The 21,939-nt window shown below is 35.6% G+C and carries 21 protein-coding genes and 1 pseudogene; 19 read left to right on the top strand and 3 right to left on the bottom strand.

What is annotated here, in order from left to right; translation table 11 throughout:
- Nucleotides 1-187 (top strand): annotated as a pseudogene (locus tag G577_RS11680) (IS110 family transposase); the annotation flags it as partial.
- A 113-nt stretch (nucleotides 188-300) separates the two neighbouring features.
- On the opposite strand, the gene proB reads toward G577_RS11680, so the two are convergent.
- A complete protein-coding gene (proB, locus tag G577_RS0101290) occupies nucleotides 301-1,116 on the bottom strand; it encodes a glutamate 5-kinase (protein ID WP_028789592.1) in 816 nt (271 codons plus the stop codon).
- A 238-nt stretch (nucleotides 1,117-1,354) separates the two neighbouring features.
- Between proB and G577_RS0101285 the strand changes: the two genes are divergently transcribed.
- Together G577_RS0101285 and G577_RS0101280 are read left to right on the top strand one after the other, a co-directional pair.
- Nucleotides 1,355-2,692, top strand: coding sequence for an aspartate aminotransferase family protein (locus G577_RS0101285; protein ID WP_028789591.1), 1,338 nt, complete (start codon nucleotides 1,355-1,357; stop codon nucleotides 2,690-2,692).
- 39 nt (nucleotides 2,693-2,731) lie between these two features.
- Nucleotides 2,732-3,820, top strand: coding sequence for a YkvI family membrane protein (locus tag G577_RS0101280; RefSeq protein WP_028789590.1), 1,089 nt, complete (start codon nucleotides 2,732-2,734; stop codon nucleotides 3,818-3,820).
- Nucleotides 3,821-3,939: 119 nt separating this feature from the next.
- On the opposite strand, the gene G577_RS0101275 is transcribed toward G577_RS0101280, so the two are convergent.
- On the bottom strand, nucleotides 3,940-4,851 hold the full coding sequence (locus tag G577_RS0101275; RefSeq protein WP_028789589.1) for an aldo/keto reductase: 912 nt from the start codon (nucleotides 4,849-4,851) through the stop codon (nucleotides 3,940-3,942).
- 190 nt (nucleotides 4,852-5,041) lie between these two features.
- On the opposite strand from G577_RS0101275, the gene G577_RS0101270 reads away from it, so the two are divergent.
- The 10 genes from G577_RS0101270 to G577_RS0101225 all read left to right on the top strand — a co-directional run bounded on the left by G577_RS0101270 (nucleotide 5,042) and on the right by G577_RS0101225 (nucleotide 14,415).
- Nucleotides 5,042-5,542, top strand: a complete 501-nt coding sequence (locus G577_RS0101270) for a dCTP deaminase/dUTPase family protein (protein WP_028789588.1) — start codon at nucleotides 5,042-5,044, stop codon at nucleotides 5,540-5,542.
- Nucleotides 5,543-5,565: 23 nt separating this feature from the next.
- Nucleotides 5,566-6,936, top strand: a complete 1,371-nt coding sequence (gene radA / locus G577_RS0101265) for a DNA repair protein RadA (RefSeq protein WP_028789587.1) — start codon at nucleotides 5,566-5,568, stop codon at nucleotides 6,934-6,936.
- Nucleotides 6,937-6,961: 25 nt separating this feature from the next.
- Nucleotides 6,962-8,080, top strand: a complete 1,119-nt coding sequence (locus G577_RS0101260; RefSeq protein ID WP_028789586.1) for a PIN/TRAM domain-containing protein — start codon at nucleotides 6,962-6,964, stop codon at nucleotides 8,078-8,080.
- A gap of 139 nt (nucleotides 8,081-8,219) precedes the next feature.
- The gene (gene gltX, locus G577_RS0101255) at nucleotides 8,220-9,677 is read left to right on the top strand and encodes a glutamate--tRNA ligase (protein WP_028789585.1); all 1,458 of its coding nucleotides are present in this window, start codon (nucleotides 8,220-8,222) and stop codon (nucleotides 9,675-9,677) included.
- Nucleotides 9,678-10,141: 464 nt separating this feature from the next.
- Entirely contained in the window at nucleotides 10,142-11,551 is a 1,410-nt protein-coding gene (cysS, locus tag G577_RS0101250) for a cysteine--tRNA ligase (RefSeq protein WP_028789584.1), read from the top strand.
- Complete coding sequence (locus G577_RS0101245; protein WP_028789583.1) at nucleotides 11,548-11,961, top strand: Mini-ribonuclease 3; 414 nt, start codon at nucleotides 11,548-11,550, stop codon at nucleotides 11,959-11,961. Before cysS ends, G577_RS0101245 begins: the two co-directional genes overlap by 4 nt.
- Nucleotides 11,962-12,079: 118 nt before the next feature.
- The gene (rlmB, locus tag G577_RS0101240; protein WP_028789582.1) at nucleotides 12,080-12,874 is read left to right on the top strand and encodes a 23S rRNA (guanosine(2251)-2'-O)-methyltransferase RlmB; all 795 of its coding nucleotides are present in this window, start codon (nucleotides 12,080-12,082) and stop codon (nucleotides 12,872-12,874) included.
- A 4-nt stretch (nucleotides 12,875-12,878) separates the two neighbouring features.
- Nucleotides 12,879-13,397, top strand: coding sequence for an NYN domain-containing protein (locus G577_RS0101235; protein ID WP_028789581.1), 519 nt, complete (start codon nucleotides 12,879-12,881; stop codon nucleotides 13,395-13,397).
- A 105-nt stretch (nucleotides 13,398-13,502) separates the two neighbouring features.
- Complete coding sequence (locus G577_RS0101230) at nucleotides 13,503-14,066, top strand: helix-turn-helix domain-containing protein (protein ID WP_038021611.1); 564 nt, start codon at nucleotides 13,503-13,505, stop codon at nucleotides 14,064-14,066.
- Between the two features lie 106 nt (nucleotides 14,067-14,172).
- The gene (locus G577_RS0101225; RefSeq protein WP_038021621.1) at nucleotides 14,173-14,415 is read left to right on the top strand and encodes a Veg family protein; all 243 of its coding nucleotides are present in this window, start codon (nucleotides 14,173-14,175) and stop codon (nucleotides 14,413-14,415) included.
- Between the two features lie 80 nt (nucleotides 14,416-14,495).
- Here G577_RS0101225 and mscL read toward each other — a convergent pair whose 3' ends face one another.
- Nucleotides 14,496-14,975: a large conductance mechanosensitive channel protein MscL gene (gene mscL / locus G577_RS0101220; protein WP_155988468.1), complete on the bottom strand. Its 480-nt coding sequence runs from the start codon at nucleotides 14,973-14,975 to the stop codon at nucleotides 14,496-14,498.
- A 184-nt stretch (nucleotides 14,976-15,159) separates the two neighbouring features.
- Between mscL and yfmF the strand changes: the two genes are divergently transcribed.
- The 6 genes from yfmF to recA all read left to right on the top strand — a co-directional run bounded on the left by yfmF (nucleotide 15,160) and on the right by recA (nucleotide 21,912).
- Nucleotides 15,160-16,428 carry an EF-P 5-aminopentanol modification-associated protein YfmF gene (gene yfmF / locus G577_RS0101215; RefSeq protein WP_028789577.1) on the top strand — a complete coding sequence of 423 codons (1,269 nt, stop codon included), beginning with the start codon at nucleotides 15,160-15,162 and terminating at the stop codon, nucleotides 16,426-16,428.
- Nucleotides 16,421-17,719 carry an EF-P 5-aminopentanol modification-associated protein YfmH gene (gene yfmH, locus G577_RS0101210; RefSeq protein ID WP_028789576.1) on the top strand — a complete coding sequence of 433 codons (1,299 nt, stop codon included), beginning with the start codon at nucleotides 16,421-16,423 and terminating at the stop codon, nucleotides 17,717-17,719. Before yfmF ends, yfmH begins: the two co-directional genes overlap by 8 nt.
- Before the next feature lie 64 nt (nucleotides 17,720-17,783).
- The gene (locus G577_RS0101205) at nucleotides 17,784-18,701 is read left to right on the top strand and encodes a helix-turn-helix domain-containing protein (RefSeq protein WP_244869432.1); all 918 of its coding nucleotides are present in this window, start codon (nucleotides 17,784-17,786) and stop codon (nucleotides 18,699-18,701) included.
- Between the two features lie 69 nt (nucleotides 18,702-18,770).
- Nucleotides 18,771-19,352: a CDP-diacylglycerol--glycerol-3-phosphate 3-phosphatidyltransferase gene (pgsA, locus tag G577_RS0101200; RefSeq protein WP_028789574.1), complete on the top strand. Its 582-nt coding sequence runs from the start codon at nucleotides 18,771-18,773 to the stop codon at nucleotides 19,350-19,352.
- Between the two features lie 136 nt (nucleotides 19,353-19,488).
- A complete protein-coding gene (locus G577_RS0101195) occupies nucleotides 19,489-20,730 on the top strand; it encodes a competence/damage-inducible protein A (RefSeq protein WP_028789573.1) in 1,242 nt (413 codons plus the stop codon).
- A 114-nt stretch (nucleotides 20,731-20,844) separates the two neighbouring features.
- A complete protein-coding gene (gene recA, locus G577_RS0101190) occupies nucleotides 20,845-21,912 on the top strand; it encodes a recombinase RecA (RefSeq protein WP_028789572.1) in 1,068 nt (355 codons plus the stop codon).
- The last annotated feature ends 27 nt before the right edge of the window (nucleotides 21,913-21,939 follow it).

Genomic DNA, 21,939 nt, shown 5'->3' with positions numbered 1-21,939 from the left:
TGCCAATTCTGTCAGTCGGCATTTGCCCGAATATCAAGCCTTTTATCGTAAAAAGTATCAAGAAACACCGAAACATCAACACAAAAGAGCCCTCGTTTTAACTGCAAGAAAATTTGTGCGCTTGGTGGATACGCTACTACGGAACCACCAACTCTATACGCCACCTAGGAGCGTGATAGAAAAATAACGAAAAAGTTATTTGCGCATTGCTAGGGAAACAGCCTATGAAAACGCTTGATTTGCATAGGCCTAGTTCAGTGCGCCTATTTTTTAGTGGTAGAGTAACAATAAATTCATTTTTTATCTTGACTCTTTACCACTATGCTTAAACAAAGTTCCAATTTCTGCGCCGTTTAAAATATCAAAAATAACTTTAGGTTGTTTGCCGTTGGTTAATATCATACTACCTTTTGCATCTAAAACACGCTTAGCTGCTTTCAGTTTACTTGCCATTCCGCCCGTACCTAAATGATTATTGCTGACTCCTGCTTGCTCCATTAATTTATCATCAATTTTTGTAATTCGCTTATAAAGTTTGGCTTGCGAGTTTTTCAGCGGATTATCTGTGTAAAATCCGTCAATATCTGAAAGCATAATGAGTAATTCCGCTCGTGTCAATTCACTAACAATAGCAGACAGTTGGTCATTATCACCAAATTTTGTTAAATGATCTAATTCGTCAACAGCCACCGTGTCATTTTCGTTAATTATAGGAATAATTCCCATATTTAATAATTCTTCTAAGGTATTGATTACGTTGTTACGACTTTCTGGGTACTCCACGATGTCTCTAGTTAAAAGGACTTGAGCTGTTTGCTGACTATATATTTGAAAACGTTGATTATAAATATCCATCAATTCTGCTTGTCCAACGGCTGCGACCGCCTGTTGTTCTGGAATCGAAATAGGACGTTGATTTAACTGTAATTGGTTCAAACCTACGCCGATTGCTCCAGAAGAAACGAGAATAACTTCCTTACCGCGGTTTTGTAAATCAGTCAAGACAAGGGCTAATTCATCGATACTAGCTAAATTAATATTTCCATTAGGATAAATTAAAGTAGTCGTCCCCACCTTTACTACAATACGTTTTGGCTCTTTATTTTCCTCGTGCATAATCTTCTCCACTTTTTCTTTGATTACTCCCTATTGTACTAACAAACAACCAGTTCGTCATTTATTATGCAGAAAAAATTAGAGAAAATTTAGAATAAAGTTTTACTGATTAATTTTGAAAAAATTCAGAAAAGAAATTGACAAGGTGACATCATAGTGTTAATTTAATTTTTAATTAATCAAATTTCAGAAAAATGTGACTATTCTGTTTATTTGTCGGAGGTAAGGAGTATGCTTTATGGCAACATATGAAGAACTAATGGAAAAAGACGAACAATATTTTGCTGAAGCTGGGAGGATTTCTTATTATTCCCTATTAATTGATCATGCCGATCAAGCAACTTTAGTTGATATTAAGGGGAAAGAATACATTGATCTATTGTCTAGTGCCAGTGCAACAAATACAGGACATTCACCTAAAAAAGTGACAGACGCAATTAAAAACCAAGCAGATAAAATGCTGCATTATACGCCCGCTTATATGTATCATGAACCTGCAATTAAGTTAGCAGAAAAACTGTGTGAAATTACACCAGGTGATTTTGAAAAGAAAGCAACTTTTGGATTATCCGGATCTGACGCATGTGACGGAGTGATGAAATACGCGCGTGCTTATACCGGACGATCTAATATTGTGACATTTCAAAATGCTTACCATGGATCAACTTATGGTGCGCTTTCAATGTCAGCACTTAATAACAACATGCGCGCTAAAATGGGACCAAACGTCCCTAATGTTGAACATATACCATTTCCGGATAATTATCGAGGAATGTATGGAAAGGCTCAACCCAATTCAATTGAAGAGTACTTAGCTCCCTTTAAGCAAATGATGGAAACTTACTTACCCTCAGAAGAAATTGCTTGTGTGGTTGTTGAGACGATACAAGGAGATGGAGGGTTATTAGAGCCCGTCCCTGGGTATTTTAAAGCTTTATATGAACTATGTCATGAGCATGGTATTTTATTTGCTGTTGATGACGTGCAACAAGGGCTGGGGCGTACAGGTACCTGGTGCTCTACAGAACATTTTAATGTTGAAGCTGATTTAGTTGTTTATGGGAAATCATTAGCTAGTGGCATGCCTCTTTCTGCTATTGTTGGCCGTAAAGAAATTATGGATAGCTTAGAAGCGCCTGCTCATATATTTACAACAGCGGCAAACCCAGTTTGTTGTGCGGCTTCTTTAGCCACTTTAGATATGATTGAAGAAGATAATCTTTTACAAGAAAGTACACGTAAGGGAGAAATAGCACAAGAGCGTATGCAAAAATGGGAAAATGATTATGCTTTTATTGGAGATGTTCGTGGATTTGGGTTATCAATAGGCATTGACATTGTGACAGATAAAAAAAGCAAAACAAAGGATAGTCAAACGGCGCTAAAAATTTGTAATCGTTTATTTGAAAAAGGAGCGGTCTTAATTGCGATTGGAGAAAGTGTTTTGCGTTTTCAACCACCGCTAGTTATTACCGATCAAGAATTAAAACAAGCTTTGGACTTAATCGAAGAGACAATGAATGAAATGGCACAAGGGAAATTAAATGATTATGATGTATCTGGACAAGGTTGGTAGCTTTGAATCCCTAAGGTAGTAAGAAAGGTTGGTAGATATATGAGACAATTTAGGATTGCTATGGCTTTTGTAGGAATTATTATTGGCGCAGGTTTTGCCTCAGGCCAGGAAATATTACAATATTTTACTAGTTTTGGCATTTGGGGAATTATTGGAACAATCGTTTCTGTCTTTATCTTTGGCTTTTTTGGTTTTGTTATAGTTGATATGGGTCATTTTTTTAAAGCTTACTCACATCGCGATGTATTAAATCGTATAGCCTCCCCGATCACTAACCGTATTATTGATATTTTTTTATTATTAACATTATTTGGAATTGGTGTTGTGATGGTAGCCGGTGCAGGAAGTAATTTAAATCAACAATTTGGCTGGCCGATTTGGTTAGGAAATTTCATTTGTGTGTTGCTTATTTTTTTGGTAGGCATGATGGACACTAAAAGGGTTATTGATGCTATCGGAGTAGTCGCTCCCTTTCTAATTATTTTGGTTATTGCTATTAATTTTCGCTCTCTTTTAACAGCAGAATGGGATATTGCCTTTATGAACATAGAGGCTTTAGAGTTGTCTTCCCCCTTACCTAATTGGTGGGTAAGTGCATTAAATTATGCTTCAGTGAATTTAACGACAGGTGTCGCAACAGCCTTTCTTTTAGGCGGTGTAGAAAAAGACAAAAAAGTTGCACGCAAAGGTGGGTTGATTGGTGGAATTATAGTTGGTTTATTAATTGTCTTAATTAACTTAACATTATTTGCAACCTCTTCCCAAGTGGCCAGCTTTGATTTACCAATGCTGCAGATGGCACGTTTGATTCAACCCTGGGTGGGGCTTGTTATGTCCATTTTGATATTTTTTGAAATTTGGAATACTGCAATGAGCGTATTATATTCATTTTCAACTAGCTTTATTACACCAAAGAAAAAGAACTTTCGTTATGTATTACTAGGTGTTGTTGTAGCTGCTACTGCTTTAAGCTTTGGCGGATTTACAAATGTGATTAGTTTTGTTTATCCTGCAGTTGGTTATGGTGGATTTATTGTTTTAGGTATTTTTGTATATGCCTGGTATAAATTTTGTATTAAGCAAAAAGAAAACCAGGAAAAAACTTCGGTTGAAACGATAAAAGAATAACAGAAAGAAAAGCAACTTGAGTGCTGGTTATCTATTATAATAGCCTGTAGATCATTATTTCATCTCAATGAAAATAAGAGAGAAGCCTTATCAAGGGCTTCTCTCTTATTTTTACCAGTTCAATTTTTATATTCCTCTGTATCGTCCCAAACTTCAATTGATTCCGGATGGTTATTGGGATCGTTTGGATTATGCCAATAGAAGTCATCATACCAAAGCGTCCGTTTTTGTTCATCCAATTTGTGAATCTTTTGAACGTCTTCATTAGATAATTCAAAGTCAGTGATTTGAGTATTTTCAATAATACGTTGTTGATGTGTAGACTTTGGAATCGTAACGACATCTTGTTGATAGTTCCAACGTAAAATAATTTGTGCGGCTGTTTTATTATATTTTTGAGCTAATTGCTTAATCGTTGGATTGTTTAATGCTTGGCCACCACCTAATGGAGACCAGGCTTCTAATTGAATACCGGTCATTTTTGCCATTTCATGAAATTCTTTTTCTTGATTTAATGGATTATATTCCATTTGGTTAACTGCTGGAGTGACAGTGGCATGGTCTAATAGATTTTGTAGCCGTTCGTTATCAAAATTCGAGATACCAATAGCACGTATTAAACCATCTTTATATAATTTCTCTAAGGCATGCCAAGTATCAATATAACGTTCGTTAACTGGCCAATGGATTAAATACAAATCAATATAGCTTAACTGTAATTCATGCAGTGTATCATAAAAAGCATGCAGCGTAGAATCATAACCAGCATCACCGTCAAAAACTTTAGAAGTAATGAATAAATCTTTGCGATTACCTCCTGTTTGGCGTAAACCTTCACGGATACCTTTGGCAACACCTGCTTGATTTCCGTATTGCTTAGCAGTATCGATTAAATGGTAACCATTTTTGATTGCTTCAATGACAGAATTTTGTGCGGTACGATTATCAGTTTGCCATACTCCTAAACCAAAATAAGGCATTTGAACACCATTGTTCAATGTAGTTGTTTTATCTAGGATGCTTTTTGTCATTTGACATACCTTCCTTCCTGTATTTAACTTTATCGTAACGCGTAAAGGAAAAAGATGCAAAAGGAAGGCAAGTTCTATAAAAAGTAACATCCTTTTTGTTATTCCTTGAGAAATTTTTAGAAAACACAAAGACGTTCATTTTTTTCGATAAGATGTGGTAAAATAAGCGTAGTCTTAATGGAGGGTTGTTATGAAAAAAAGAGGATTTGAAGTTGTTACAGATTATATAAAAGAAGAAGTCCGTTTGCCTCAACGAGCAACGCATCATTCTGCTGGCTATGACTTTGAAGCAGCAGAAGAGATCGTTATCCCGAGTATATGGAAACAGTTGCTAACAAGCAAAATAAATGATAATGCGACAACAGAAAAAAAGATAAAACCCGTTTTGGTACCTACGGGAGTTAAAGCGTATATGATGGAAGACGAATTTTTACAACTGGCGAATCGTTCCAGCAATCCATTAAAACGCTTTTTGCTTGTCTCAAATGGTGTGGGTATTATTGATAGTGACTATTATAATAACCAAGAAAATGAAGGACATATTATGTTTCAATTTACTAATTTTGGCGTCAAAGATATTGTTATTAAAAAAGGGGAACGAATTGGGCAAGGAATTTTCTTGTCATTTTTAAAGGCTGACCAAGATCAAACAAATCATGACCGCACAGGCGGTTTGGGTTCGTCTGATTAAATGAAATAAAAGCGAGGGAAATTATGGCAAAAAAGGCAAAAACACAGTTTGAATGTCAAAATTGTGGGTATATTTCACCACGATATTTGGGAAAATGTCCTAATTGTGGTAGTTGGAATTCAATGGTAGAAGAAAAAATCCAAGATGCTACTGACCGTAAGACTCGATCGACTTTAACAGGAGAAAAAATGCAGCCAACACTTTTAAAGGATGTTGTTCCTAAAAAAGAGCCTCGAGTAAAGACAGCTTTAAACGAATTAAATCGTGTGTTAGGTGGAGGTGTAGTACCAGGTTCAATGGTTCTTTTGGGCGGTGATCCTGGTATAGGAAAGTCCACATTACTTTTACAAGTTTCTCAACAATTAGCAGCAACTGGGGGAACAGTTCTTTATGTTTCTGGGGAAGAAAGCGCAGAACAAATCAAATTACGGGCTCAACGTCTAGGTGATGAGGCGAATGATTTTTATTTATTCGCAGAAACAGATATGCAAGATATTCGGGAAACGATTGAAAAGTTGAATCCAGATTATGTGATTATTGATTCTGTTCAAACGATGACCCAACCAGATATCTCTAGTGTTGCTGGAAGTGTTAGTCAGGTCCGAGAAACAACTGCTGAGTTATTAAAAATTGCCAAAGCAAATGGTATTGCTGTTTTTGTAGTGGGTCATGTAACTAAAGAAGGATCTATTGCAGGACCTCGAATGCTTGAGCATATGGTCGATACGGTTTTATATTTTGAAGGAGATGAGCATCAGAGTTTCCGTATTTTACGAGCAGTAAAAAATCGTTTTGGTTCAACAAACGAGATTGGTATTTTTGAAATGTATGAACAAGGATTAAAGGAAGTGATTAATCCTTCTCAAGTCTTTTTAGAAGAACGATTAGAAGGGACAAGCGGTTCTTCAATTGTAGTAGCAATGGAAGGAACACGCCCCATTTTAGTTGAAATTCAAGCCTTAGTCACTCCTACGATGTTTGGCAATGCCAAACGAGCGACGACTGGGCTTGATTTTAATCGAGTTTCTTTAATCATGGCCGTGTTAGAAAAGCGTGCCGGTTTACTTTTACAAAACCAAGATGCTTATTTAAAAGCAGCTGGTGGTGTAAAATTAAATGAACCAGCAATCGATTTAGCTACTGCAATTAGTATTGCGTCAAGCTATAAAGAAAGAGGAACTAAACCTACCGAGTGTTTTATTGGTGAAATTGGTTTAACCGGTGAAATTCGACGCGTGAGTGCTATTGAACAGCGAGTTAAAGAAGTACAAAAGTTAGGCTTTGAAAAAGTCTATCTACCAAAAAATAATTTAAACGGTTGGACAGCGCCAGATGACATTGAGATTGTTGGTGTAGAAACACTTGATGAAACATTGAAACGTGTATTTCGCTAAAAATAGATAAGAAGGAGGTGTGAGTATGCAAAAACGAGTCATCACAGTTTTAATGGTTTTAGCTGGCGCAAGTTTAGGGATTTCTTCTTTGCCTTTGGCTTGGGAAGCAATCGAGCAACAGCAAAATGCTTGGTTAAATAATAATATAACGAATAGCTTGATTGGTGCAATTATTTTTTATCTCTTTTCTTTAGTGGTTGTGAATATGATTTCAACCGGAATAAGAAAAGTCGAAAAGTGGTTAAGTGGTTTTAGCTTAACCTATCTTTTATTCGGGGCTATTGGGACAATTTTAGGGCTAATTGTTGGTATGATCGTATCACTTCCCTTCTACAATTGGGAAATTCCTTTTGTTAATAGTGTTGTTCCCATTTTATTAATGATTTTAATAGGATATTTTGGCTTTCAAATTAGTGTGACAAGAATTGAGGAATGGAAAAAACTTTTTGCGCCTAGAGGAAAGAAAAACGAGACACAAAGTCAGCAGTTATTAGATCGAAAGATAGAAGATAATTTTCATAAATATAAAATATTAGATACAAGTGTTATTATCGATGGAAGAATCTATGATATTGCACAGACAGGCTTTATCGAAGGTGTGCTTTTGATTCCCAACTTTGTGTTATATGAGTTGCAATATATTGCCGATTCTGGAGATAGTATCAAACGCGTGCGTGGTCGTAGAGGATTGGATATTTTAAATTCTTTGCAAAAAGAAGATGGCATCTCTGTGGAAATGTATGATGGTGATTTTGAAGATATCTCTGAAGTAGATAGCAAATTATTAAAGCTTGCCAAATTATTAGATGGTATTGTTGTAACAAATGATTACAATTTAAATAAAGTAGCTGAATTTCAAAACGTTCCTATTTTAAATGTTAACCAGTTAGCTAATGCAGTAAAACCAGTGGTTATCCCTGGAGAATCCCTGAAGGTCATGATTATAAAGGCTGGAACTGAGCGTCAGCAAGGCGTTGCTTATCTAGATGATGGCACTATGGTCGTAGTTGAAGAAGGACAACATTATATGAATGAGCAGTTAAGTGTCGTTGTCACAAGTGCTTTACAAACGGCTGCTGGACGCATGATTTTTGCTAAACCAGCTCATGCTAACCGAGGTATCGATAGTCAAGATCAAGAATAATAGGATAGATTATTAGCTAAATAGGGGTTAGATTAGCCATGAGGCTTTACTAATTTCTTGTTTAAATGTACAATTTTAGCTGAATAGTTGTTCTTATATTCAATAAATAATAAGAACTAAAAGGAAGAGGAAGATGAATATGACGAAAGTACGTGTACGTTATGCACCGAGCCCAACAGGGCATTTACACATTGGAAATGCTCGAACAGCTTTATTTAACTACCTATATGCACGGCATATGAATGGTGAATTTATTATCCGAATTGAAGATACTGATCAAAAACGTAATGTTGAAGATGGGGAAAAAAGTCAATTGGATAATCTTGCTTGGTTAGGTGTTGACTGGGATGAGGCCCCAGAAAAACCTGGTGACTATGGTCCTTACCGTCAATCAGAGCGACAAGATATTTATCTCCCGCTGATTGAGCAATTATTGGCTAGTAATCGAGCGTATAAATGTTATTGTACGCAAGAAGAATTAGATGAAGAAAGAGAAGCTCAAAAAGCACGTGGCGAAATTCCACATTACAGTGGAAAATGTGCGCATTTATCCGCAGAAGAACAGGCTGAAAAAGAAGCTCAAGGTATCGTTCCAGTGGTGCGTTTCCGTGTTCCTAAAAATACTGAATATCGGTTTAATGATATGGTAAAAGATGAAATTGTATTTGAAGCCGATAATGTCGGTGGCGATTTTATTATTCAAAAGAAAGACGGAATGCCTACTTATAATTTCGCAGTCTCTGTAGACGATCATATGATGCAAATCACCCATGTTCTGCGTGGCGATGACCATATCGCTAACACTCCAAAACAAATGATGATCTATGAAGCTTTTGGCTGGACACCCCCGGAGTTTGGACATATGACATTGATTATTAACGCAGATACAGGTAAGAAATTAAGTAAAAGAGATGAAACTATTTTACAATTTATTGAACAGTATCGCGAATTAGGTTATTTACCAGAAGCCATGTTGAATTTCATTGCCTTACTTGGCTGGTCTCCTAAAGGCGAAGAAGAGATTTTTTCAAAACAAGAAATCATTGATATGTTTGAATCCAATCGTTTAAGTAAATCCCCTGCTTCATTTGACGCTAAAAAATTAGAGTGGATTGGGAATCACTATATTAAACAATTAGATGTAGATACTTTGACAGATATGTGTTTACCTTACTTACAAGCGGCTGGACGTGTGGATGACAACCCTGGTGCAGAAAGCTTGGCATGGGTGAAAAAGTTAGTAAGTTTGTATCAACCACAAATGAGTTATGCTGCTCAAATTGTTGATTTAACGTATTTGTTCTTTGATGAACATCCTATTTTAGACGATAAAGCAAAAGAAGTATTATCTGGAGAAAATGTTCCAGCGGTTCTTAAGTCATTTAGAGCACAGTTAGAACAAATGGATGTGGTGGATGCACCAACTGTAAAACAAGCGATCAAAACAGTGCAAAAAGAGACAGGATCGAAGGGGAAGAACTTGTATATGCCAATTCGAATCGCGGTTTCTGGAGCAATGCATGGACCGGAATTGCCTGATACTGTTGAACTATTAGGTAAAGAAAAAGCCTTAACACATTTGAATAAGTTGTTATAAAACACAATGAACAGACGAAGTATTAATCTTTTTTTCACAGAGAGACGGCTTTTGCTGCGAGGCAGTCAAAAAAAGATTAAGAATTGCACCTGGAAGTGGCTTTGGCAAAACCAAAGACGTCGAAAGCTTGTTACGCTTTTAATGAGGTATATTGTCAATGAGAGTGGAACCACGTGTATAAGCGTCTTTCAAATAGGTTAGGGAACTAACCTACTTGGAAGACGCTTATTTTTAACATAGGAGTAAAAAAATACCTAATAGGATTATAGAATTATCAAAGAAACGTGAGAAAGTCGATTAGATTGTACTGAAATTATAAATTTATGTTCTGAAAGAAGTTTTAGTACGTAGATTTTCTTTATTATGGTTTTTATTGACTGTAGCTTTATTTTCATCTGGAAGTAAAGAAGTTCATTTAGTAAGCTAGCGTAAAGGTTTATGTTTATATATGAAAGGAGCCTAAAATGATCAAGATCTATAACACATTAACAAGAGAAAAAGAAGAATTTCAACCAATCACAGATGGGAAAGTCAAGATGTATGTTTGCGGTCCTACAGTTTATAATTATATTCATATAGGTAACGGTCGAAGTGCAGTTTCGTTTGATACAATTCGCCGGTACTTGGAATTTCGTGGTTACGATGTAGACTATGTTTCCAATTTTACTGATGTTGACGATAAGATTATACAAGCAGCTAAAGACTTAGATATAACAACTTCTGAAGTTGCTGAACGATTTATCAAAGCTTTTATAGACGATACCTCACAGTTAAATGTAAAACTGGCAGATCATCATCCTCGTGTGGTTGACTATATACAGCCTATTATAGATTTTATTCAAGTTTTAATTGATAAGGGTTACGCCTATGTAGTGGATGGCGATGTTTACTATCGTACGCGTAAATTTGCTGAATATGGACGATTAAGTGATCAATCAGTTGATGAATTAGAAGTAGGAGCAAGCCAACGTACCGGGGGAGAACAGCAGTCAAAAGAAGACCCATTAGATTTTGCCTTGTGGAAGACTGCCAAGCAAGGGGAGATTTTTTGGCAGTCTCCATGGGGAAAGGGTCGGCCTGGCTGGCATATTGAATGCTCTGTTATGGCGAATCAATTGTTAGGTGATACGCTTGATATTCATGGAGGAGGGCAGGATTTAGAGTTCCCTCATCATGAAAATGAAATTGCACAAAGTGAGGCTAAAACTGGAGAAACATTTGCTAATTATTGGATGCACAATGGTTATGTGACCATTGGAGAAGATGATGAAAAAATGAGTAAGTCTTTAGGTAATTTTGTGACTGTTCATGAAATCTTACAAGAAGTTGATCCACAAGTTGTGCGGTTTTTCTTAGCGACAACACAATACCGTCGTCCGTTACGTTATAGTCAAAAAACGTTAACAGAAGCAAAAAATAATTTACAGCGTTTGAAAAATACTTATGAAAATGCTGTTTTTCGCTTAAATAACGCGACAAGTAGTTTAAATGATGATAATGAACAAATGACAGAAGTTAGGCAGTTAGTTAATGAATTCATTATTGCAATGGATGATGATTTTAACGCAGCGAATGGCATTACTATAGTTTATGAACTAGCGAAATGGATGAATCGTTACATTGAACAGGATGTAGTTTCCTATGCAGTACTGCGTTTTGCTTTAGATCATTTTCTAGAACTAGTAGCTATTTTTGGAATTGTATTTGAGGAAAACTTAGCGGATGAGCAAATTGAACAATTAATTGTCAAACGAAATCAAGCACGTAAAAATAAAGATTTTGCTCGTAGTGATGAAATCCGCGATCAATTGAAAGAGCAAGGAATTATTTTAGAAGATACGCCTCAAGGAACCAGATGGAGAAGACAATCATGACAGATTATAAACAACTAAACGGCTTAGCTTTAGCTTATGTGGGAGATGCAATTTACGAAGTTTATATTCGAGACCATCTTATAGCTACAGGAAGAACTCAGCCTAAGCAGTTGCATCATTTTGCGACACAATATGTGTCAGCTAAAGCTCAAGCATTTTTGATCCAACAGATGTTAGATGAACAAATTTTACAAGAAGAAGAAGAAAAATACTATCGAAGGGGAAGAAATAGTAAAAGTCATACAATTGCTAAAAATACGGATATCAAAACCTATCGGATGTCTACAGGTTTTGAAAGTGTGATGGGCTATCTACATTTATCAAAACAAACGCAACGCTTAGATGAATTGGCTGTATGGTGTATTCAAAAAGTAGAAGAAAATTCCTCAAAAGTTAAAAAGAAGATATAACTTGTAATATGTTTGTTTAATCGCTTGATCTAATAAAAAATGATATGATATATCTAATAAATAGATAGTGATAAGTAAGCATATAAAAATTTTTCTTACTTTTTTAGAAGGTGGTAAAATGAAAAAAGCAAAAAGTAAATCAAAAGTAAAAAAAGTTACACGTGAAACAGAAGAGAAACCCTATGAAACCGATGAAAACGATTTTGTATTCGGCCAGCATGCAGCTCAAGAGGCGCTGAGAAAAGCTAGAGGAAATAAATTATTTTTATTAAAAAATGCTGGTGGTACAAAAATTGACGAATTAAAAACTCTTGCAAAAGAACATTCAGTTCCTGTGAAATGGGTTCCTAAACAGAAATTAGACCAAATGAGTGCTGGAGGTGTTCATCAAGGAGTCGTATTAGCCATCACTCCTTATCAGTATTTGTCATTGGAGGAGTTAATGGAACAAACGAAATCCCAGCCATTTTTTGTTCTTTTGGACCATATTGAAGATCCGCATAATTTTGGTTCTATTTTAAGGACAGCGGATGCTTCAGGAGTGGATGGTGTAATCATTCCTAAACATCGAGCTTGTGGGATTACGCCTACTGTGGTTAAGACTTCAACGGGTGCAGTCGAATATGTTCCAATAGCGCGCGTAACAAATTTAACGCAAGCCGTTACTAAATTAAAAGAAAAAGGATTCTGGATCTTTGGCACAGATATAGACGGGACTTCTTATCAAAATTGGGATGCTTCAGGAGCTATTGGATTAATCATTGGCAATGAAGGGCATGGAATGAATACTGCGTTAAAAAAACAAGTGGACGAAATGCTTACAGTTCCTATGACAGGACATGTACAAAGTTTGAATGCTTCTGTAGCAAGCGGCATACTAATGTATGAAGCTTTCGTTAAACGAAATGAGTGAGATTATGAAAAAACCATTACTAATTGTCGACGGTTACAATATGATTGGAGCTTGGCCTGAGCTTGTTCAGTTAAAAAATAAAAATTTAATGGAAGATGCCCGTGAAGATCTATTACAATCATTGTCAAACTATGCAAAATATGAAAAGTTGCCAGTTATTGTTGTATTTGATGCTCAATTTGTTCCTGGAATTACGCAAAATTATGATAAATATGAACTAGAAGTCGTTTTTACTGAAGAAGGAGAAACTGCCGATAGTTATATTGAAAGAATTGCTGGTGAATTAAACGACGTTATGACCCAAGTTTCTGTTGCAACAAGTGATTTAGCAGAACAATGGGTGATCTTTTCACAAGGGGCGCTACGAGTTCCTGCTAGAGAGTTACAAAAAACAGTTCAAAAGACTGAAGAAGCCATTGAACGTAAGCAGGAGTCTATAAAATATGCAAATTATCGACGTAATTCACCTTGGAATGAAGAACAATTAAAAGAACTGGCAGAAAAATTAAAAGAACTGAGTTGAACGACTTCATTTATTATTGTAAAAAAGTTGCGTAATTAAATGAGAGACGGGGCTTTTTTTCAATGATACGCTCTTTTCATCAAAGAAGATGAAAGGAGCTTTTTTATGGAGGAAGCTTTGATTATAAAAGCCCAACGTGGGGATGAAAAGGCGATGATAAAACTATTTGAATATTATCGTCCCGTCATTCATGCAATGAGAACAAAATACTATTTGCGTGATTTTGAGGAGCAGGACTGGATACAGGAAGGACTCATTATATTTAATCGTTGTTTACATGACTATAGGAGCGACCAACAAATTACCTTAGGGACTTTTTTTAAACGTGCTTTTGAAAATGAAATTGTAAGCCTAGTACGTAAGAAGTATGCTTATAAAAGAAAAACTTTAGAAAATTTGGTGTTATATGGAGAAGATCTTTTTTTAGAAGGAGCGAAAGGACAAACTGGGCAACGAGCTTATACTGTTGATCCTTTAGAACAATTAATTGTGCAAGAGACATTAGAAGAAAATGAAGCTTTATTCACAGAACTGGAAAGTAAAGCTTTTTATGGATACTTTTATGGAGATGTAACCACCTTAGCATCACAGGATCCTATTGTGCTTCGTAGTGCTTATGATCGATGTAAAAGAAAAATGACTCAATGGTTAGTTTCACCGAGTGTTTGAATTTTTTTACTGTTTTTCTTCAAAAGCTATTGTCAAATTTTTAGTTTTTGTGGTACACTTTAAAATTCGTTTGTTTTATGTTATAATAGAGGATGAGGTGAATGCGATGCCAACGACTCTATCGACAATTAAAAAAGCATTAGAAGAGCGCATAGGAAGTAAGATTATGCTAGTGGCTCAAACAGGAAGAAAGCGTCAAACGCAGCGTCATGGCGTTTTAGCAGAAACATACCCATCAGTTTTTGTTGTGGATTTGGATCCAAAAGAAAATTCATTTGAACGAGTTTCTTATAGCTATTCAGATGTATTAACAAAATCTGTAGAAATCGAATTTCTTGATACCGTCTAATTGAAAAGAACAATCCATTTATTTTAAATCGATTTTTTAATTAGGAAAAGTAGTGCTAGCACTACTTTTTCCTAATTTTTTTATGTTTGGGTATTTTTAGAGTCAGTTTGTTCCTCAGATTCATTTGTTTCTTCTGATTGGGTTTCCTCGTTTGTTTCCACAGGTAATCCTTGCTCTTGACGCAATAGATCACGAATTTCTGCTAAGTAATCTTCTGCAACTGGAGCAGCCGCTTCTTCTTCTTGTGTACGTTTAGCTTTGTTGGCCGCTTTAACAATGATAAATAGAATAAAACCAGTAAGTATAAAGGTGATCATTGCACTAACAATTTCGCCAAATTGAAAGGTTACTCCAGGTGTTGGCGACCAGTCTAATATAGATAAAGAGCTCTCAAGATCTCTGGTTCCTGTAATAGCAGCTACGAACCAGCCAACTAAAGGTGTAATTAAACCTTCAACAACTTGAGTAACAATGGCAGTAAAAGCACTACCAATAACGACACCTACAGCCAAATCTAGCACGTCGCCGCCTATAATAAATTCTTTAAATTCGGAAAAGATCCTTTTCAAATTTCCACCTCCCATTTTTGCTTATTTTAGTATAACGAAACAAATTATTTTTTTGAAATAAATTGTTTTTATCATTTTAGCAAATGGATTTTTTCTTTTCTAAAGGAGGAGTATGTTATAATAATTTTTAACAAAAACATAGTTTATTTATGTAAGAGTTTAAGGAGCATAGAAAATGACCATATCTTTACAACCTGGTGTAAATTTAACCGTTATTCCAACAGAAAAATTTAAAACGATTCGTTTATTTTTCCGTTTTTCCACAGAGCACCAGAAAAAAACTGCTGCTAAACGAACGTTACTAACCAACCTTTTAGAAACCAATAGTCTTCATTATCCTTTCCAAACAAAACTAAGCGAAAAACTTGCCGAGTTATATGGAGCAAGTTTTGGCTTAAACGTAGGAAAAAAAGGAAATCTTCATCAAGTAAATTTAATGATGAACTTAGTTAATGAAAAATATCTTAATGAAGAAGGTATTTTGGAAGAAGGAATAAAATTTATTCAGGAGATTTTATTTCATCCAAATATAAAAGAAGATGCTTTTGACTTTGATACATTTCAACTAGAAAAAGAAAATATGATTGATTATTTAGAAAGTTTGAAAGAAGATAAGCAAACTTTAGCTGCTTTACGTTTACAAGAACTTTATTTTATGGATGAAGATCAAAAAACTCCTAGTTTTGGTACAAAAGAAGACATACAATCGCTGGACGCTTATGATTTAGTACAAACCTACCAAGAAATGATCATGCAAGATCAAGTTGATATTTTCGTTGTCGGTGATATTGCAGAAGAAAAAGTGAGCAGGGCTATTCGTAGATTACCCTTTACTCCACGAAATACTTTTTCACCGAAAATGTTTTACCAGCAAGAGTTAAAATCGGAAGTACAAACAGAAACTATATACGAGCCAGTCATTCAAGCAAAACTAAATTTAGCTTATCGAACTTCTATCTATTATAATGATCCTCGGCGTTTTTCTTTATTGGTGTTTAATGGTTTATTTGGAGGTTTTCCTCATTCGAAACTATTTACCAATGTTCGTGAAAAAGCTAGCTTAGCTTATTATGCTTCTAGTGCCTTCGATTCGTTTCGTGGTTTTGTCACAGTGCAGACGGGTATTGATCGCAAAAATCGATCCCGTGTCCTTTCATTGATTGAAGAGCAACTAGAGGATTTAAAAGAAGGTCATTTTACTGAAAATGATCTTCAACAAACAAAGGTTATGTTAAAAAATCAATTTTTACTTTCGTTAGATAGTGCCCAGGGCCTGATTGAGATGACATATTTAGAACGACGGTTATCTAAATTAGTAAAAGATGAAACAGAATTTGAAGAGAAAATTATGGCGGTAACAAAAGAAGATGTAAAAAAAGTGGCTGAGGATCTACAATTGCAAGCAATATTTACTTTAGACAAGAAGGAGGAAGCTTATGAATAAAAAAGTTTACTCTAGTATTAATGAAGAACTGTACACGGAAGTTCTTGATAATGGGCTGACGGTATTTCTTTTACCTAAAAGAGAGTTTCATAAAACATATGGGTTATTTAGTACCAATTATGGTTCTATTGATAATGAATTTGGTGTTCAAGATGAAACTTCGCAAAAAGTCCCTGACGGTATTGCTCATTTTTTAGAACATAAAATGTTTGAAAAAAAAGAAGGGGATACATTTCAAGAGTTTGGTCGTTTAGGGGCCTCAGCCAATGCTTTTACTAGCTTTACTAAAACAAGTTATCTATTTTCTGCTACTGATAATATTCAAGAGAATTTATTGACATTATTGAATTTTGTTCAAACGCCCTATTTTACTCCAGAGACTGTGGAAAAAGAAAAGGGAATTATTGCTCAAGAAATACAAATGTATCAAGATGATCCAGACTGGTGTCTATTTTTCGGACTTTTGCAAAATCTTTATCCCAAGCACCCTCTTCATATTGATATTGCTGGTACAGTTGAAAGTATTGATAAAATTACTGCAGAAGACTTGTATCAATGTTATCAAACGTTTTATCATCCCAGTAATATGATCCTTTTTGTTATAGGTAATATTAATGCACAAGAAACAATGGCTTGGATTAAGGAAAATCAAGCATCTAAAAGTTTTTCTCCAAGCCACACAATTCATCGGTACTTTCCAGAAGAAACAACAGACGATATCGTTTCTTTTTCTTCTGCAACTATGCCGGTTAGCCGTCCTAAAGCTATCTTGGGGATCAAAGGTTTTGAAGATCATTTACCACAAGGAAATAAAGAACAACTACGTTTTCGTACAGCTATAAATTTGTTATTGCAATTACTTTTGGGGAATACCAGTAAGAACTATTTAGACTTATACCAAAAAGGAATTATTGATGATAGTTTTGATTTCGAATTTTTGTTTGATCGCAGCTTTTATATGGCTGATTTTTCTAGTGATACTGAGCAACCGGAAACGTTCTTCAATGAAATTGAGCGTATCCTTTTAAATTTTTCTGATGAGGAAGTAGTTAATGAGATAAATTTAACACGATTAAAAAAGAAAATGTTAGGAAGATACTTTCAATCCCTTAATTCATTAGAATACATTGCAAATCAATTTACTCAAGAGCTTTTTGGGGAGTTGACATTATTTGATTTACCAGAAATCATTGATTCCATTCAATTACAAGATTGCCTTGATGCAGGTAAACGTTTGTTACAAAAAGAAGCTGTGGCAAAATTTTATTTGGCACCGGAAAAAGAAGTTTAAAATTTGTTTGAAAGTAAAGTAATTATTTACTCTATTAAGCTTTTTTATGGTATTCTAAAGAAAATTGATATCAAAAAAGACTGGAGAAGATGTAGGCGTGGGTAATGAAATCATAATTGGTGACAGACTGCGGCAAGCTCGTTTAGATAAAAACATTAGTATTGATGAGCTACAACAAAAAACAAAAATTCAGAAACGTTACCTGGAAGCGATCGAAAGCGGGAACTTTGCAGCTTTACCGGGGGCTTACTATGTACGCACTTTTATTCGTCAGTACGCCGAAGCTGTAGGAGAAAAAGGGGATGTTCTTGTTGATATTTATGACGGAAAAGATAGGATAGATTCAGAGTCAAGACGAGCACAACCTGAAACTGTTCAAGGTTCTAGAAAAGCCTTACATGAAGAAAAATCTCGTAATAAAACAACTCGAGAGCACCTTCCCGTTGTTTTATTAGGTTTTATCGCGTTTATGATTGTAGGCGTTATTGCTTATGCAGCTTGGCAAGATCGTAACTCTGATCCAGTGATTAGCCGAACAACTTCTTCACTACAAGTTGAAAACTCCGTGAGCACGGAACAAAACCAAGACCAGTCTTCAGAGCAAGACAGTGCGGAATCAACTGAGACAACAAGTTCTTCTGAAGAGGATCAAATGGAAGTTTCGATGGAAGATTCTACTCAATCGCAAGCAACAATTCAAGTGACAAATGCTGAAGATCCGTTAGAATTAGAAGTGACAGGGAAAAACGATCGTGCTTGGGTAGGAGTTTCTGTGAATGGGAATTATACTTTACAAGAAACGTTGCAACCAGGACAGACTGAAAATACAACAATACCTGAGGGAACAGAAAATTTTGTTGTTACTTTAGGAGCTAGTGCAAACGTGGATGTCACAGTAAATGATCAAGAAGTTGATTTTGACGATCCTAACTATGAACTGTTACGAAAGGACTTGAACTTTGAAGTAACCTATCAAGATTAAGAGAAAGAATTTGAATAACAAAGGAAAGGAATATATCATTAAATTCATTAGTGATATGAGGGTTATAAATTGAATTTACCAAATAAACTTACTGTTGTCAGAATGCTGATGATTCCTATTTTTATGGTGATTGTGGTTGCACCTATCCATTGGGGAACTTTATCAGTAGGAGATACCCAGCTAGCTGTGACTAATTTAGTAGGAGCTGTGATTTTTGCTGTGGCAAGTTTTACTGATTGGCTGGATGGAAAAATTGCACGTAACCAGGAATTGGTTACCAATTTTGGTAAGTTTGCTGATCCATTAGCGGACAAAATGTTGGTTATGACAGCTTTTATTTTATTAGTTGAATTAGGGAAAGCGCCAAGCTGGGTCGTGGCCATTATCGTATGTCGTGAATTAGCAATTACGGGCTTACGTTTATTAATTGTTGAACAAAATGGCAGTGTGATGGCAGCTGCATGGCCAGGAAAAATCAAAACAACTACGCAAATGCTTGCTATTATCTTTTTATACATTAATAATGTGCCTTTTAACTTCATCTCTTTTCCTATAGGACAAGTTTTATTATATATTTGTTTATTTTTCACTTTATATTCAGGAATCGATTATTTTGTTAAAAATGCTGGTGTATTTAAAGGATCAATGTAATTAAAAAACGAGTGGGTGGTCGTTAGCGAAACGTTTGCCCATTCGTTTTTTTCAACGAAAAAATTCGAGGAAAAAATTTATTTATTTTAAAATGAAAATTGGACTTTTTGCGTATTTATTAGTAGGAGCGAGGAAAATGAAAGCAGAAATTATAGCAGTAGGTACAGAAATTTTATTGGGACAAATTAATAATACAAATACGACATTTTTAGCAGAAGAACTAGCAGGTTTAGGTATGGAAGTTTATTATCAAAGTGTAGTGGGGGATAATCCAAAGCGGTTGGAAGAAGTGCTGAGTCTAGCAGATCAAAGAAGTGATTTGATTGTTTTGTGCGGCGGGTTAGGTCCAACAGAGGACGATCTGACAAAACAAGTGACTGCCAAGCATGTTAAGGAAGAATTAGTTTTTGATGAAAAAGGGTACCAAAATTTATTAACTTTCTTTGAAAAAAGAGAGCGTACAATGACAGAAAATAACCGTCTACAAGCATTAGTTTTTAAAGATGGCGAATCCTTACAAAATAGTACAGGTTTAGCTGTAGGTATTTTCCATCAGTCTGAAAATGGTCCATCCTATCTATTGTTGCCGGGTCCTCCTAATGAGTTGAAACCGATGTTTTTTAATGAGGCGATTCCTTTACTGAAACACCACTTTCAACAAGATGAACAGCTGATTTCGCGGGTTTTACGCTTTTATGGTATTGGGGAATCAGAACTTGTCACTAAGTTAGCTGATTTAATCAAACAACAGACAAACCCAACACTTGCCTCATATGCAAAACCTAGCGAAGTTACCTTGCGTTTAACTGTAAATACATTAGACGAGGTTGAAGGAAAACAAAAACTTGACTACTTAGAAAAAGAAATACTTACTCGAGTGGGCGATTTTTTCTATGGTTACGGAGAAAATAACTCGTTAGCGAATGTAGTGGTAGATTTACTAAAAGAGAACCAACAAACAGTAAGTGCAGCAGAAAGTTTAACAGCAGGTGGTTTTCAAGCGCTTTTAGGAAGCATTCCTGATGCTTCTTCTGTTTATCCTGGAGGGTTTGTGACATATTCAGAAGAAACGAAAGTTCAATTTCTTGGAATCGATGCTACTCTTCTAAAGAAATATGGAACAGTTAGCAAAGAATGTGCAGAAGCAATGGCATTACAAGCTCAACAACTTGCTGGAAGTGATTTTGGCCTTTCTTTTACAGGGGTTGCCGGCCCTGATTCTTTAGAAGGAAAAAAAGCGGGCACAGTTTGGATTGCAATAGCAACTAAACATCATGTAGAAAGCTACTTGTATCATTTCACGCGTGATCGAAACTATGTACGTAATAGTGCAGTAATGGCGGGGCTAGATTTATTACGAAGAAAGTTAATAAAATAAATGCGAATATTTGTTCGCTTTTTCCTTGCTTTTTTTCAAAAAAAAGACTATGATGGGTATACGATGAGTTGAGTAAACAAGAAGTTTCTAACAATATAAGGAGGTTTATCTTAATTGGCAGATGACCGTAAAGCAGCACTAGATACTGCATTAAAAAAAATAGAAAAGAATTTTGGCAAAGGTTCGATTATGAAATTAGGTGAAAAAGCAGATCAACAAATTTCAACTATTCCTAGTGGTTCTCTGGCATTAGATGTAGCATTAGGTGTCGGTGGCTACCCTAGAGGACGAATTGTTGAAGTATATGGTCCTGAAAGTTCTGGGAAAACGACCGTTGCTCTTCACGCTGTGGCTGAAGTACAAAAACAAGGAGGAACAGCTGCTTTTATTGACGCAGAAAATGCGTTGGATCCGCAATATGCCGAAAATTTAGGCGTTAATATTGATGAGTTATTATTATCACAGCCTGATACTGGTGAACAAGGTTTAGAGATTGCTGATGCCTTAGTTTCAAGTGGTGCTATCGATATTGTTGTTGTCGATTCTGTAGCGGCATTAGTTCCAAGAGCAGAAATAGATGGCGAAATGGGAGACACTCATGTCGGATTACAAGCTCGTTTGATGTCTCAAGCTTTACGTAAATTATCCGGTTCGATTAACAAAACAAAGACCATTGCGTTTTTTATTAATCAAATTCGTGAAAAAGTTGGCGTTATGTTTGGAAGTCCGGAAACGACACCTGGGGGTCGCGCATTAAAATTTTATTCTACAGTTCGGTTAGAGGTTCGACGTGCGGAACAATTAAAATCTGGAACAGATATTATTGGAAATCGTACTAAACTTAAAGTGGTAAAAAACAAAGTTGCTCCTCCTTTCAAAAGAGCAGAAGTGGATATCATGTATGGTGAAGGTATTTCACAAGTTGGCGAACTATTGGATATGGCTGTAGAAAAAGATATTATTGAAAAAAGTGGCGCTTGGTATTCTTATAAAGAGGATAAAATTGGTCAAGGGCGAGAAAATGCGAAAAAATATATGAAAGAGCGCCCTGAAATGGTTGCTGAAATATCAGAACTTGTTCGAAGTGCTTATGGTATTGGAGAAGAAGACGAGAGTTATGACTCTGATACAGGAGAGGAACAAGAAGAACAGGAAGAACTACCATTAGAAGAAAAATCGTAAAAATAGATATAAAACACTTTTTGTGAT

It is taken from the genome of Tetragenococcus muriaticus DSM 15685, assembly GCF_000423785.1.
Lineage (GTDB): Bacteria > Bacillota > Bacilli > Lactobacillales > Enterococcaceae > Tetragenococcus > Tetragenococcus muriaticus.
Note: the sequence above shows the minus strand (reverse complement) of the source record. Positions and strands in the feature narration are given on the sequence as shown.